The following is a 13,548-nucleotide window of genomic DNA, read 5'->3' on the forward strand; positions in this document are numbered from 1 at the left end:
CCGCCGACCCGGGCCGCCTCGCGCGGTCCGGAAGGGATTTGTCATGCCCGAATCAACGACGATCCGGCCTCAGTCCAAGCTTTTCTCCCGTTCCGGGCTCTTCCGCCGCAAGTTCTTCGAAGGCCCCGACGAGGCCGGTGGGCTTCCCCGCACGATGGGCCTCTGGCAGCTGGTCTCGCTCAGCCTCGGCGGCCTGGTCGGCGCCGGTGTCTTCTCGCTGGCAGGCGTGGTCGCGAACCAGCAGGCCGGACCCGGCGTGATGATCTCGTTCCTGATCGCGATCATCGCCAGCTCGGCGGCGGCCCTGTGCTACGCGGAGTTCGCCGGGCTCATCCCGCGTGCCGGATCCGCGTACACCTATTCCTACGCGGCGCTGGGGGAGATCGCGGGCTGGCTCATCGGCTGGGATCTGCTGCTGGAGTACACCGCGATCGTCGCGGTGGTGGCGATCGCGGTATCCGGGTACCTGTCCTATGTCGTGGAGCAGGTCGGCCTTGACCTGCCGTCGTGGATGCTCGGGGCACCGGGAACCGGGCCGGGGCACCGCGTCGACCTGTTCGCCGCGCTGCTGTGCCTGCTGCTGGCGTTCGTCCTTTCCCGCGGCAGCAAGCAATCCGCGCGGTTCGAGACGGCGCTGGTAGTGATCAAGCTGGCGATCGTGGCACTGGTCGTGGTCGCCGGCGCGTTCCACATCTCGGCGGGGAACTTCAGCCCGTTCCTGCCCTACGGCATCGGCGGCGCGGTCGCGGGCGCGGCGACGACGTTCTTCGCGGTGTACGGCTACGACGCGATGACGGCCGCCGCGGAGGAGAGTGTCGAGGCGAAACGGTTGCTGCCCAAGGCGATCATCGTGTCGCTCGCCATCGCGGCGGTGATCTACCTGCTGGTGTCCATCGTGCTCGTGGGCATGCAACGCTACGACCAGATCGACGTGCACAGCCCGTTCTCGAGCGCGCTGGCCGCGGTCGGGCTGGCCGGGCTGGGCACGGTCGTCGCGGTCGGCGGCATCCTCGGGATCACGACGTCGGCGTTCGCGAACATGCTGGCGGTGTCGCGGATCTGGTTCGCGATGAGCCGGGACGGCCTGCTGCCACGGTACTTCGCCCGCACCCACCCCCGGCGCAGGGTCCCGACACGGGTGATCTGGCCGGTCGGGATCGGCTCGGCGGTCATCGCGGGTTTCCTGCCGATCAAGGAGGCCGCGGATCTGACGAACATCGGGATCCTGGCCGCGTTCATCGTCGTGTCGATCGCGGTGATGGTGCTGCGGCGCACCCGGCCGGACCTGCCGCGATCGTTCCGCACCCCGTGGGTCCCGTTCGTACCGCTGGTCGGGGTGGCGTTCGCGGTGTGGCTGATCGCGAACCTGGACGCGCTGACCTGGCTGCGGTTCGCGGCCTGGATGGTGCTCGGCTTGGTGGTTTACGCGCTGTTCGGATTCCGGAACTCGGTGGAGAACCCGGAGAGGAAGGAAACATGAAGGAAATCGAGCGGGCGGCGGAGATCGCCGGCGCCTGGGCCGCGGTGTCGCCGACGACGCGAGCGGAGGTGATCACCGGGGTCGCCGACGCACTGGACGCTGCCGGTCCGTCCTTGATCGAGATCGCCGACGCGGAGACCAAGCTGGGGACCGCGCGGCTGTCCGGCGAACTGGCCAGGACGACGTTCCAGCTGCGACTGCTCGCGGCCGGAAGCGGCTCCGTCTACGACGTCCGGATCGACCGGGCCGACCCGTCGTGGCCACCCGGCCCGCGTCCGGAGCTGCGCCGCTACCGGACCGCGGTGGGGCCGGTACTGGTGTTCGCCGCGAGCAACTTCCCGTTCGCGTTCAGCGTCGCGGGCGGGGACACGGCGTCGGCGTGGGCGGCCGGGTGCCCGGTGGTGGTCAAGGCACATCCCGGACATCCGGAGTTGTCCCGCCGGACGGCTTCGATCATCGAAGAGGCACTCGGCCCGTGGGACGCGATTCTCGGCCTTGTCGAAGGAGAAGCCGTCGGCGTGGAGGCGCTGCGTCACCCGGCGATCGCGGCCGCGGCCTTCACCGGATCGGTGGCGGGCGGGCTCGCCCTGGCGAGGATCGCCGCCGAACGGCCGGTCCCGATCCCGTTCCACGGCGAGCTCGGCAGCGTCAACCCGGTGATCGTCCTGCCCGGTGCCGCGCGGGCGCGGGCCGCGGAACTCGCGGCGGGTTACGCCGGTTCGCTGACGCTGGGCAACGGCCAGTTCTGCACGAACCCCGGCCTGGTGTTCGTGCCGTCGGAGAGCCGCTTCGCCGATCTCGTCGCCGAGCGGTTGCGCGGGATCCCGGCCGTGCCGTTCCTGAACGACCGGATCGCGTCGGGCTTCGACGCGGGCGCGGAGCGGCTGACCGGGATCCAGGGGATGCGCGAGGTCGTCTCGGGGCCTGGCGCTCGGCTGCTCGAGATCGACCTGGCCGACTTTGTCCCTGAAGCGGCCGAAGAGTGCTTCGGTCCGCTCGGTGTGGTCGTGCGGTACTCGCGGCTTTCCGATGTCCTGCCGGTACTGTCCGCCTTGCCCGGCCAGCTCACGACGACGGTGCACGCCCTGCCCGAAGAGTCCTCCGAGGCCGAGGCCGAGGCGCTGCGCCCGGTGCTGGCCGGCCGCAGCGGGCGGATCCTGTGGGGCGGCTGGCCGACCGGGGTAGCGGTGACCGCCGCGATGCAGCACGGCGGACCGTTCCCGGCGACGACGTCCCCGGCGTCGACCTCGGTCGGGACGGCGGCGGTGGAACGCTTCCTGCGGCCGGTGTCCTATCAGGACTGGCCGTCGCACCTGCTGCCGGAACCGCTGCGGGACGACAACCCCTGGGATGTCCCGCAACGCTTCTCGTGAGGCACGGCGCCGCGGCCCCTCCCAAGTACGTGAAGGCCCCCTTCCTGTACCTAGGCGCAAGGAAGGGGGCCTTCATGTACAAGAGTCAGGCGGAGACGACCGTTCCGCCCTGCACGACGTACCGGAACTTCTCCGGCTCGGCCAGGACACCGATGTCCTCCAGCGGATCCCGGTCGACGACCACCAGATCCGCGTGCGCGCCCGGTGCGAGCGTGCCGATCTCGCCGGTCAGGTTCAGCAGATCCGCCGCCGTCGACGTCGCGGAGCGGATCACCTCCAGCGCGGACTGGACCTCCCCGCGCAACCGGAACTCGTGGTTCTGGTGCCGGTGCATCCCGCCGAGGAGGTCGCTGCCGTACACCAGTTTCACCCCGCCCCTGGCGGCCTTCTCGAGTGCGGCCATCCCCGCGCCGAGCACCTCGTCGACCTTGCGCCAGCTGGATTCCGGCAGCCCGTGCTCGCGCCCTTCCTCCTTCAGCGCCCAGTACGTCACCAGGGTCGGCACGAGGTAGGCGTCGTGCCGGAGGAACAGCTCGACGCTGAGATCGTCGATCAGGTTGCCGTGTTCGATCGACCGGACGCCCAGCTCCAGCGCGCGGTTCACCGCGCGGGCGGTGTAGGCGTGCGCGGCGACGTAGCGGTTGGCCGCCTCCGCCTCCTCGACGATGGCGCGCAGTTCCTCGCCGGAGTACTGCGTCGAGTCGATCCGGTCGGTGGGGGAGGCGACGCCGCCGGAGGCCATCACCTTGATGTGGTGCGCTCCCTTGCGCAGTTCGTCGCGCGCCGCCGCGCGGACCGCGTCGACCCCGTCGGCGACCCGGCCGAGACCGGCGCAGCACGGGTGGTCTTCGCTGGTGTTGGCGCCGCGCGTCCGGCTGTCGCCGTGCCCGCCGGTCTGGCTCAGCGCGCGTCCGCAGAACAGCAGCCGCGGGCCGCGGAACAAGCCTTCGGCCTGGGCGTCGGCGAGACCGTAGTCGGCGCCGGAAGCGTCACGGACCGTCGTGAAGCCCCGGTCCAGCATCCGGCTCATGGTGCGGGCGCTGTGCGCGGCCACGTAGGACGGTGACGACGCGGGCAGCGACCCGAGATCCGCGGTCGACGCGGTGACGTGCACATGGGCGTCGACGAGACCGGGCAGCACGAACGCCCCGTGCAGGTCCTCGGTCCGCGCGTCGCCCGCGGCGAGACCGTCGCCGACCTCGACGATCCGGCCGTCGGCGCACCGGAGGTCGCCCTCGGTGTACTCGCCCGTGACCGGGTCGAGCAGGCGGGCGCCGCGCAGCAGCAGTGATCCGTTCATCGGTTCTCCTCCAGGAGTTCGCGCAGGGCCGGGACCGCCAACGGTGCCAGGGATCGGGCCATCGCGACGGACTCGTCGTCGTAGTGGCCTTCCGCGTCAAGGAGGTTGAGGACGCCGAGGGTGCGGCCGTCGTCCACCACCGGCACGTTGATCACCGCGCCGCAACCGAGGCTGTCGATGAGTTCGTGGTCGGCGAAGATCTCCCGCACCGCGGCGCTGTCCGGCCCGAAGTAGGGCTCCTGTCCGGTGATGCACCGCTCCAGCCACCCGGCGGCGACCTCGACGGTCTTCTCACCACCGACCGGGTATTCGACGGGGTGACTGCTGTGCACTCGCCGCAGTGCCCGCCGTTCGGGCACCCAGGCCAGCACGGTGAACAGCCGTACGCCGATCGTGGCTCGGGTCTTGTCCTCCACAGTGGACAGTGACACGGTCACTTCGTCATCTCCTTGGCGGTTTTCACGGGCGCGCCGTGTTCGGTCAGTTCTTCCAGGGAACGGCCGGCGGTGGACAGGCCGAACACGACCACGCACACCACCCCGGCCGCCAGGACGGCGGTGGTGAGGCCGAAGACGCCCGCGAAGCCGAGGCTCGCGGCGGACAGGCCGATGATCGTCGGGGCCAGGATGCTGCCGACCCGGCCGAACGCGCTGGACAGCCCGGTCCCGCTGGCGCGGATCCAGGTCGGGAACACCTCGGGGGTGTAGGAGTACACGCCGGCGTATGTGCCGTTGAGGAAGAACGACAGCACCGCTCCGGCGAGGGTGATCGACCACGGCGCATCCATCTGGCTCAGCCAGAACGCGCTCACCGCCGAGCCCGCGAGGTACAGCGCGATGGTGTGCTTGCGGTCGAGCCGTTCGGAGAGCCACGCGGCGGAGAAGTACCCGGGGATCTGCGCCAGGTAGATGATGATCGAGAACTCGAAGCTCTTGGTCACCGTGATGCCGCGTTCGACGAGCAGGGTCGGGATCCAGGAGAAGAAGCCGTAGTAGGAGAACGTGATCACGAACCACACGGTCCAGATCACCGCGGTGCGGCGGGCCATCGCCGGGCTCCACAGGAACTTCAACGCGCTGAGGAGATTGACCTTGGGGGTCTCGGTCGCGGGCTGGGCGTCGGCCTCGGCGACGGCCGGAAGTGCCTGCCCCGTGGCCTTCTCGACGTCTCGTTCGAGTTTCGCGACGATCTTCTCTGCCTCGGCATGACGTCCGTTCGCGACCAGGAACCTCGGTGATTCCGGCAGCGAGCGGCGCCACCACAGCAGCATGACGATCGGCAGCGCGGTGATCAGCTGCGCGACCCGCCAGCCCTCCGGCACCGTCGGGACGACGAACCGCCCGATCAGCGCGGCGGCGACGAAACCGAACGAGAAGAACCCGGCCAGCGCGCCGACGAACCAGCCGCGCCGTTTGGCGGGGACGAATTCCGACAGGAACGGCGCGATGATCGCGCTTTCGGCGCCGGCGCCCGCCCCGGCCAGCACCCGGGCGCCCAGGAAGACCTCGTAGTTGGGGGAGAAGGCCGCGACCACCGAGAACACCGCGTAGAAGGCCAGCGCGTACATCATGACCTTCTTGCGGCCGATGCGGTCGCCCAGCAGGCCGGCGGCGATCGCACCGAAGAGGAAGCCGAACGGCGTCGCCGAACCGATCAGCCCGAGCTGGCCGTTGTCGAGGCCCCAGGCGGCTTTCGCGCTCGGCAGGAGGAAGGCGACCACGGCGGAGTCCATGCCGTCGAAGGTGTAGCCGAGTCCGCCGATGAGCAGGAGTTTGTAATGGGGACGGCTCAGCGGGAGCCGGTCCAGTCGTGCCAGAAGCGTCATGGGGAACGCCTTCCGTGGTTCGGGCGACGAGGAGTGCGGACAACGTATACTGCGTTTCGGCAAAACTGCAATGGTTGTTGCAAGTGGTTCGACGGGCACGATGCGTTACCGTGGCGCGCTTGGGGAGACACGGTCGAGGGAGGGCGTGCGTGACAGAGACGGGAACCGACGACGGTTTCGAGGCGTGGCTTCGGGACCGGACACCGGAACGCGGCCTGCGGCCGAAGTCGGCCGCGGTGCTCGAAGTGCTGGTCTCGCAACCGCGCCGGGCGTCGTTCGGCTCGACGGCGGAGCTCGCCCAGCTGGCCGGGGTCAACGTCGCCACCGTCACCCGGACGGCGCAGGCGCTCGGGTTCGCCGGATGGCCCGCGCTGCAACAGGAGTTGCGGGCGCGGTACATGTCGTCGCTGAGCGCGCCGCAGGTGGCCGAGGAACACCGGGACGTCGACTCGCCGGGTTCGGCGTCGTTGCGCCGGGACCTCGACAGCCTCGCCCTGCTCAACCGGCGGTTCGCCGAGGACGAGATCCGCCAGGTCGCCGAAGCGGTCGCGGGGGCGCGCCGCACGGTCGTCATCGCCGACGGCAGTTACGCCGCGGTCGGGATCGCCTTCGCGCACAACGCCCGGCTCGCCGGATACGACGTCCACGCGATCACCGCGGGCGACGCCGAACTCGCCAACGCCACGGCGAAGCTCTCTTCCGAAGACGTGCTCATCGCGATCAGTTTCTGGCGTCTGTACGAAAGCACCGTGCTCGCCGCGAACGAAGCGAAGACCAGGGGAGCGCGCGCCTTCGCCATCACCGACGCGGCGAGTCCCGCGCTGGCGGGCGCCGTCGAACAGGTGCTGATGGTGCCGGCCGAGGGGGTGACCTTCTTCCCGTCGCTGACCGCCGGGATGAGCCTGGTGCAGGCGATCGTCGCGCAACTCGCCGCCGTCGACCCGGTCCGCACCGGTGAGTCGATCGAGGCGGCCGAGGCCATGTGGTCGCGGTTCGATCTGCTGCACCGCCGCCCGGGGTCGGCCGATCGGACAGTGCCGAAAAGGCCGACCGGTGGAGGCGTCTCCGCCGGATGACCGATCCGCCGCCCCCTGCCGGGAGGCGATCCTGGTTCCAGGCCGCCGGAACAGGCGGTACGGGATCGAGGAGGACGAAATGACGATCATCGCGACTTTGGGTGCCTACGCCGGGCTCGCCCTTCTGGCGCTGATGGCGGCGACGCCGCTGCTGGTCGAACTCGACCAGCGTTTCCCGGTCACCCGCCGGGCGAAGGCGGCCGAACGGGAACGCCGGATGCCCGCCGGACTCGCTTCAGCGTGACGCAGAGCACAGATCCGCTCCCGGACTACCTCACGTGAGTGATTCACACTCCGCCAATTCGTAACTTTGTGTCGCGCTATGGAACGCTCTGTGACGTGACCGTGGATTTCTGCACCAACGCCCAGCCCTCCGACACCTTCGCGGAGTTCCGGAGGAACGTCGACGAACTGACCCAGGCGTTCATCGAAGCCTGCCGTCAGGGGCGTACGCCGGGCGATGCTTCTCTCGACCTGCTGCAGCGGATTCATCGCGAAGACCGCAACTGGGTCGTCGTCCACTTGACCTTCGCCATCGCGGCGCTCGCGCATCAGCGGACGCTGGCGCCCGCCGACGCCGTCACCCGGCCAGGTGGTGTGACGGGTGCGCCGGAGCGCGCGTTGTTAGCTTCCGCGAGTGACTGATCCGACCATCTCCGCGGTCATCGCGGTGTTCGCGGGTTTCGTGCTCGCGGGCTTCCTGGCCGTCCCGTACATCGCCGCGAGTTACCGGCGCCGCGGCGAACTCGGGCTCTGGCGGGTCCTGCTGGTGTTCGGGTTCCTGGTCTACGCCATGTCCCTGTGGACGTACACCTTGCTCCCCATCCCGGAGACGACGACGGCGTGGTGTGCCGAACACGCGTCCAGTCACCTGCAACTGCGCCCGTTCCAGTTCGTCGCCGACATCCGCCGTGAACAGACTGGCGCGGGGCTGCGGGCGTTCCTGCGCAACCCGGCCGTCCAGCAGGCGGTGTTCAACGTCGCCTTGTTCGTGCCGCTGGGGATGTTCGTGCGGCACCTCTTCCGGCGGGGTTTCCTCGCCACCGTCGCCATCGGCTTCGCGGTCTCGCTGTTCATCGAATGCACCCAGCTGACCGGGGTCTGGTTCCTGTTCGAGTGCCCGTACCGGCTGGCCGACGTCGACGACCTGCTGACCAACACCATCGGCGCCGCCGTCGGTTTCGGGCTCGCCCCGTTGCTGCGGCTGCTGCCGGGGAACGAACCGTCCGCGCCACCCGGAACGCCACGGCCGGTCACCGCGCGCCGCCGCCTGCTCGGGATGGCCGTCGACGTCGTGTCCGTCGTCCTGCTCGGCACGACGGTCCTGCTCATGACGACCCTGCTCTTGGGTGAACCGAACACCGTGGTCACCGCGCTGATCGGCACCTTCCTGCCCGCGTTGCTGCTGCTGTTCGTCATCCCGGTCGTGGGCAACGGCGCCAGCTTCGGCCAGCGGGTCGTGTTGCTGCGCCCCACCGGACCGGACGGCGGGAAGCCTTCGCTGTGGCGGATGATCGTGCGATTCCTGACCGGGGCCGGCGGCTACTTCACGTTGCTCACCTTGGCGTCGGTGGTCAACGGCGGGTTCGAGCCGCTCGCGAACCTGCTGTTCTTCGCCAGCGGCATCCTCGCGATCCGGCCGCAAGGTCACCAAGGACTTTCCGGACTGGTCGCCGGCCTGCGGATGGCCGACACGCGCGAACTCGCCGACCAGGCCGAGCCGAGTCCTGTACGCGAGTTCCGCCTCTGAGCACGCGAGCGCCACCCGATCGGGTCGACCCTGCCGTTCCCGCGAGTCATTCCGCCTGGTAGGACGCACGGCCCGGAACACTCGCCCGGTGAACGTGGAGTCGATGGACGACGTGGCCGACTGCCTGCTGTCGGTGGCCTGGAACATCTTCCCGTTGATGGGGAAACCTCCCGCGAGCCCGGGGAACCGGACGGAAGAGATCCGGACCCTGCTCGTCGACGCCTGCCACGACGCCGGGATGCGCGCCCGCGAACGGGCCGCGGCGCACGGAACGGGAACCGAAGAAGAACGCCGTCCCTTCCTGCGGCTCGCGGAGATCGGGACGGACGCGAACCTGTTCCTGGGTATGGTTTCCGGCGCACTCGTCACCGATCCCGAGCGGATCCGCCGCCGCTGGGCCGAGATCGAGACGCTCGTCCTCGAAGCGGGGGAACTCGCCGCGCTGATCAAGGGGCGACCGGAGAACCGGCCGCCCCTCGCCGCGGGAGATCAGTCCCTTTCCAGCTTCAGGTCGTAGCGGTCGAGCACCTCCTTGACGGGCTGGAAGAAGGTGGTGCCGCCTTCGTCGCAGTCACCGGAGCCGCCCGAGGTCATGCCCTGCGCCTGCACCAGTTTCGTGCCGGAGCCCGACGAAGGACGGCTGACGAACGAGCCGCCGGAATCGCCGCGCTCGGCGCAGGCGTTGGTCTGCGTGAGGCCTCGCACGATGTTCCCGTTGCCGTAGTTCACCGTCTGGTCCAGCGCTTCGACCCGCCCGCAGTGCCAATGGGTGGTGATCCCGGACCGGCAGACCCGGCCGCCGACGCCGACCACGTCCGCACCCTCGATCCGCACGTCGGAACCGTCTTCGTACCGGTCGACCCGGGGCGGGGTCGAGACGTCGGAATGCGTCACCTTGACCGTCCCGTAGTCGTTGCCGGGGAAGGACGACCTCGCGACCTTGCCGATCGTGCCGCCGGCGCCGCGCACGGTGCCGCCGAGTTCGGTGCAGTGGCCGGCGGTGATCACGTAATGATCGTCATCGTCGTAGGCGTTGAACCCGACCGAGCAGGCGCCGCCGCTGAAATACAGACCCTGCCCGCCGATCACGCTCCACAACGGCCGCGGTGCGCTCTTCACGTGCTCCACCCGGACCGGCACGCCGGCGGAGGTGGCCCACGCCCGGCCCGTGGGATCGCCGCCCACCACGCTCACCACGACCTCGTTCGCGGGCACGTCGACGTACCAGCCGGCGACCGAGCGAGGCAGACCCGCCGTTCTTTTGTCCAAAGTGGACTGCATCGTCTTCAGTTCGGCGGCGCTGTGCCGGAGTGTCTTCGGAATCGCGCCCGCGGCGCGGATCCTGGCCGAGTGGTCCGCGTCGGTGGTGCCGACGACCAGTTCGCCGGTCGTGGTGTCGAGCCAGGAACCGGCGAACGCGGCGCCGAGCGAAGTACCGAGCTTCTGCTGCGCGGCGGCCAAAGTGGCCGGTCCAGCCGCTTCGTTCAGCACCGATCTCGCCGCTGAAGCCGGGGCCGCGAAGGCGGTGACGGCCGCGGCCGCGCCGATCAGGACGGTCAAGGTGCGCAAAGGGCGTCGGAACACGAAAACCTCCAGGAAATTCGGTGCGGGAACGCTCCTTATTCGACGTTACGACAGGGGATGCCGGGCGAATGCCGCCATTTGAGTAGCGCCGGGAATTCGCCTTTCCGGCTCAGTGGAATGGCTGCCCCTCACTCTTGTGAGTGGAGACTGCACGAATTGCCGTCCCCGATTCCCTGACCGGTGAACGACTGTCAGCGACGTGCGTACCTCCATTCGGGAAAGAGACGTACATGGCCGGAAAACGCGGATCACCTGATGGTGTCCGCGCTGAACCCGTTCGTCCGCATCGGTGACGAACGGGTTTCTTTCACCAGCGGGAAAGGAAAGCCGCCTTCAGACGAGCGTCGTCCAGTAACTCCAGAAGGCCTGCAGGACCGCGACGGTGATGGCGGCGTACCAGACCACGAGTACCACGCTGTGGTACCGGACCACCGCCTTCACCTCCGGTCCTTGGTGGATGTTGCGCAGGGTCGTGTACCAGAAGACGGCGATCGTGACCGCCCACACGACCATGCAATACGGGCACAGGGCCCCGATGACGTACAGGCTCTGGAACATCAGCCAGTGCACGAATACGACACCGAGTCCCGAGCCGATCTGGAGGCCGAGCCAGTACCACCGAGGGAGCCGTGCTCCGCCGAGCAGGGCGGCCCCGGTCGTGACGACCACGCTGAATCCGGCGATCCCCAGCAACGGATTGGGGAAGCCGAACAGCTCCGCCTGCGGGGTCTTCATGATCGACCCACAACTGAGGACCGGGTTGATACTGCAGGTCGGGATGTAGGAGAAGTCCTTGAGCAGCCTGATCTTCTCGATGGTGAGGACGAACGAAGCCAGCAGCCCGATCGCGCCGCCGACCAGCAGCACCCACGGCGTCACCCGGACGGCGAACGGCGTCATTTCGCCAGCTCCCGGTCGATGACGGCCTTGAGGCCCTGATAGGACGGGGAGCCCGAGAACTTCACGCCGTTGACGAAGAACGTCGGCGTGCTGTCGACGCCGATGTTCGCGCCGTCGGTGCGGTCGGCCAGCACCCGGCCGAGCGTGACCGGATCGTCCAGCGCGGTCTCGAAGGCCTTCAGATCGAGACCCAGTTCGCGCGCGAAGCCGAGGAAGGTTTCGCGGTGGGAGACCTGCTGGTCGCCCCACTCCGGCTGCTTCTCGAACATCAGGCGATACATCGGTTCGAGCTTGCCCTGCTTACCCGCGGCTTCCACGGCCCGGGCGGCGAGTTCGGCGTTCTGGTGGCTGGGAATGGGGAAGTAGCGCATGACGAAGGTGACCCGGTCGCCGTACTCGGCGCGGAGCCGTTCGACGCCGGGGAACGCGGCCCCGCACGCCTCGCATTCGAGGTCGAGGAATTCCACGACGGTCACCTTGCCGCCCGGCGGGTCGGAAAGCCGATGGCTGTCCGGCCGGATCAGGATCGACGCGGGCACCACCGGAGGTGCGCCCGCCTGTGCGTTCGGGGTCTCCTCACCCAGGTTGGTGAAGACGAGCAACGCGGCCACCACCGCGATCACGACGGCCGCGGCCGTCAGGGAAACCTTGGCGTTCTTGGTCATTCTGTTGTGTCCTTGGCTCGGTTCCGGCAACTGAAAACGGCAGGGGGCTTCGCCGGATCAGGTACGGGAAACGCAGAGCTGGACGAGCGGGGGCGTCGTCGCCCGGCGTTCGGAAGACAAGGACAACGGCAGCGCGAGTGACGCTGCCGTCGGGTCGGACCGGCGGCGCCGGGCGAGAAGGAAGAGCGCGGCCAGCAGCACCACTCCGACGCCTGTGACGTCGTCGAGGTGGTTGCTCGGAAGGGGCTGTTCCGCCGGGCTCAGCAGAGCCGTCGCCGGTTCGCATTCGTCGACCGGGTTCGCGGCGTGAGTCGTTTCCGCCGCGAACAAGGGAGCGCAGGGAGAGCCCGCCGCCGCGGCTCCGTCACTGCACAGCGCGCCCTGCAGCAAGGCGACAGCGGTGAGGACGGCCAGCACGGCGAACAGCCGCGCGGTCATCCTCACTGTCCTTCTGCCGGTCACGCGGAGCAGGGTAAAGGTGACCTTGTAAAGCCGAGGCGAACTCGGACAAAACAACCTACAGTGATCGGTGATCCCGAGTGGAAGGACGACGTGCCGTGCCGAGGTTCAAGGATGTCTACGCGGTCCTGCCGGTCTCAGACCACGCCGCCGCGGTCGCCTGGTACGAGCGGTGGATCGGTCGGCGCCCCGACGCCGAACCCATGGAAGGTGTCGCGGAGTGGCGGATCGCCGGGAGCGCGGGCATCCAGGTCGCCCACGACCCGGAACCCTCGGGCAAGAGCACCGTGGTCATCGTCGTCGAAGACATCGACGAGACCGTCGGCGACCTCGCGGAGCGCGGGGTGGAATGCGGCCCGATCCAGGACTTCGACTTCGTCAAGCTGACGGAGATCGTGGATCCGGCGGGTAACAAGGTCACCTTCGTCTGGGAGAACCCGGACTTCAGCCCTTCGTCGGAGGTTCCGGCCACCGTGCACCGGTAGTGGGCGGCGTCGGGCTGAAATCGCATCGGTTGTTGTCGGTGTCCCAGCTCAGATAATTGCGGGACAGCGACAGGCCCGGCGGCGGTGTGCGTGCGGGCTGTCCTTCGCGCAGACACGGGGTTTCGAGCGGAGGTGCCCATCCGACCGTGTCCACCTGACGGCCGGTGCTGTCGAGCAGAACCACCGACCCGGTACGGGCAGGCAGGAGATCGACGGAGGTGCCCACCGGGACGACGTTGGTCGGATCGTAGATGGTGCCGGAGAAGTCCCGCCCCAGCAGGACTACGAACTGCCCCATCGAATTCATCGGTTGCACCACCAGTGCCTGCGGAAGGATCAGGGTTTGGGTGGGAACGCAGGTCGACGAATAGAACCGCAATGAGAAGCCGGTGAGGTCCACGGGAGCAGTGCTGACGTTACGCAGTTCGAGGAACTCGTCCAAGGCCCCGTTCGGTCCCTGCGGGAAAACCTCGTTGATCAGCACCGTGGTCGACACCTGGGGAGCGAGGTCCCGGGCGTCCGACGAAGGCGCGGTGACGAGGGACAAGACGAGCACACCGAGCACGCCGCTGACGAGCTTTCGGATCATGATGCCGTACCCCTCTGCTCGTGGATTGGTCACGTTTCCTATGCTGGGTGAGGAAAGAGTGC

16 protein-coding genes are annotated in these 13,548 nt (G+C 68.8%); 8 read left to right on the plus strand and 8 right to left on the minus strand.

All coding sequences use genetic code 11. The features are described 5' to 3' along the window. The first annotated feature begins 43 nt into the window (after positions 1 to 43). Positions 44 to 1,480 (plus strand): amino acid permease, encoded by a 1,437-nt coding sequence (locus ACIBTM_RS19865; RefSeq protein WP_395878533.1) that lies wholly within the window; start codon positions 44 to 46, stop codon positions 1,478 to 1,480. Then, positions 1,477 to 2,853: an aldehyde dehydrogenase (NADP(+)) gene (locus ACIBTM_RS19870; protein WP_395878534.1), complete on the plus strand. Its 1,377-nt coding sequence runs from the start codon at positions 1,477 to 1,479 to the stop codon at positions 2,851 to 2,853. Before ACIBTM_RS19865 ends, ACIBTM_RS19870 begins: the two co-directional genes overlap by 4 nt. Positions 2,854 to 2,938: 85 nt before the next feature. Here ACIBTM_RS19870 and ACIBTM_RS19875 read toward each other — a convergent pair whose 3' ends face one another. From ACIBTM_RS19875 to ACIBTM_RS19885, 3 genes are read right to left on the minus strand one after another with little or no spacing between them, the layout of a single operon-like run. Then, positions 2,939 to 4,153 carry an amidohydrolase family protein gene (locus tag ACIBTM_RS19875; RefSeq protein WP_395878535.1) on the minus strand — a complete coding sequence of 405 codons (1,215 nt, stop codon included), beginning with the start codon at positions 4,151 to 4,153 and terminating at the stop codon, positions 2,939 to 2,941. After that, a complete protein-coding gene (locus ACIBTM_RS19880; protein WP_395878536.1) occupies positions 4,150 to 4,590 on the minus strand; it encodes a GAF domain-containing protein in 441 nt (146 codons plus the stop codon). The genes ACIBTM_RS19875 and ACIBTM_RS19880 overlap by 4 nt, the downstream gene beginning before the upstream one ends. After that, positions 4,587 to 5,978 (minus strand): MFS transporter, encoded by a 1,392-nt coding sequence (locus ACIBTM_RS19885; RefSeq protein WP_395878537.1) that lies wholly within the window; start codon positions 5,976 to 5,978, stop codon positions 4,587 to 4,589. The genes ACIBTM_RS19880 and ACIBTM_RS19885 overlap by 4 nt, the downstream gene beginning before the upstream one ends. A 149-nt stretch (positions 5,979 to 6,127) precedes the next feature. On the opposite strand from ACIBTM_RS19885, the gene ACIBTM_RS19890 reads away from it, so the two are divergent. The 5 genes from ACIBTM_RS19890 to ACIBTM_RS19910 all read left to right on the plus strand — a co-directional run bounded on the left by ACIBTM_RS19890 (position 6,128) and on the right by ACIBTM_RS19910 (position 9,321). Continuing rightward, the gene (locus tag ACIBTM_RS19890) at positions 6,128 to 7,054 is read left to right on the plus strand and encodes a MurR/RpiR family transcriptional regulator (RefSeq protein WP_395878538.1); all 927 of its coding nucleotides are present in this window, start codon (positions 6,128 to 6,130) and stop codon (positions 7,052 to 7,054) included. A gap of 79 nt (positions 7,055 to 7,133) precedes the next feature. After that, complete coding sequence (locus ACIBTM_RS19895; RefSeq protein WP_240598862.1) at positions 7,134 to 7,298, plus strand: hypothetical protein; 165 nt, start codon at positions 7,134 to 7,136, stop codon at positions 7,296 to 7,298. 95 nt (positions 7,299 to 7,393) lie between these two features. After that, positions 7,394 to 7,699, plus strand: a complete 306-nt coding sequence (locus tag ACIBTM_RS19900; RefSeq protein WP_395878539.1) for a hypothetical protein — start codon at positions 7,394 to 7,396, stop codon at positions 7,697 to 7,699. Further along, the gene (locus ACIBTM_RS19905) at positions 7,692 to 8,804 is read left to right on the plus strand and encodes a VanZ family protein (RefSeq protein WP_395878540.1); all 1,113 of its coding nucleotides are present in this window, start codon (positions 7,692 to 7,694) and stop codon (positions 8,802 to 8,804) included. The genes ACIBTM_RS19900 and ACIBTM_RS19905 overlap by 8 nt, the downstream gene beginning before the upstream one ends. An 88-nt stretch (positions 8,805 to 8,892) precedes the next feature. Beyond that, positions 8,893 to 9,321 carry a hypothetical protein gene (locus ACIBTM_RS19910; RefSeq protein WP_395878541.1) on the plus strand — a complete coding sequence of 143 codons (429 nt, stop codon included), beginning with the start codon at positions 8,893 to 8,895 and terminating at the stop codon, positions 9,319 to 9,321. Here ACIBTM_RS19910 and ACIBTM_RS19915 read toward each other — a convergent pair. The 4 genes from ACIBTM_RS19915 to ACIBTM_RS19930 all read right to left on the minus strand — a co-directional run bounded on the left by ACIBTM_RS19915 (position 9,294) and on the right by ACIBTM_RS19930 (position 12,391). Next, positions 9,294 to 10,388: a S1 family peptidase gene (locus ACIBTM_RS19915; RefSeq protein ID WP_395878542.1), complete on the minus strand. Its 1,095-nt coding sequence runs from the start codon at positions 10,386 to 10,388 to the stop codon at positions 9,294 to 9,296. The genes ACIBTM_RS19910 and ACIBTM_RS19915 overlap by 28 nt on opposite strands. Before the next feature lie 333 nt (positions 10,389 to 10,721). Further along, entirely contained in the window at positions 10,722 to 11,288 is a 567-nt protein-coding gene (locus tag ACIBTM_RS19920; RefSeq protein ID WP_395878543.1) for a vitamin K epoxide reductase family protein, read from the minus strand. Further along, positions 11,285 to 11,953 carry a DsbA family protein gene (locus ACIBTM_RS19925; protein ID WP_395878544.1) on the minus strand — a complete coding sequence of 223 codons (669 nt, stop codon included), beginning with the start codon at positions 11,951 to 11,953 and terminating at the stop codon, positions 11,285 to 11,287. Before ACIBTM_RS19925 ends, ACIBTM_RS19920 begins: the two co-directional genes overlap by 4 nt. A gap of 57 nt (positions 11,954 to 12,010) precedes the next feature. Beyond that, positions 12,011 to 12,391: a hypothetical protein gene (locus ACIBTM_RS19930; RefSeq protein WP_395878545.1), complete on the minus strand. Its 381-nt coding sequence runs from the start codon at positions 12,389 to 12,391 to the stop codon at positions 12,011 to 12,013. A 119-nt stretch (positions 12,392 to 12,510) separates the two neighbouring features. On the opposite strand from ACIBTM_RS19930, the gene ACIBTM_RS19935 reads away from it, so the two are divergent. Next, entirely contained in the window at positions 12,511 to 12,897 is a 387-nt protein-coding gene (locus ACIBTM_RS19935) for a VOC family protein (RefSeq protein WP_395878546.1), read from the plus strand. Here the strand turns inward: ACIBTM_RS19935 and ACIBTM_RS19940 are convergent. Beyond that, complete coding sequence (locus ACIBTM_RS19940; RefSeq protein ID WP_395878547.1) at positions 12,857 to 13,486, minus strand: lamin tail domain-containing protein; 630 nt, start codon at positions 13,484 to 13,486, stop codon at positions 12,857 to 12,859. The two genes, ACIBTM_RS19935 and ACIBTM_RS19940, sit on opposite strands and share 41 nt — an antisense overlap. Positions 13,487 to 13,548: the final 62 nt, after the last annotated feature.

The organism is Amycolatopsis sp. NPDC049868 (assembly GCF_044461365.1).
In the GTDB taxonomy this organism is placed as follows: Bacteria; Actinomycetota; Actinomycetes; order Mycobacteriales; family Pseudonocardiaceae; genus Amycolatopsis.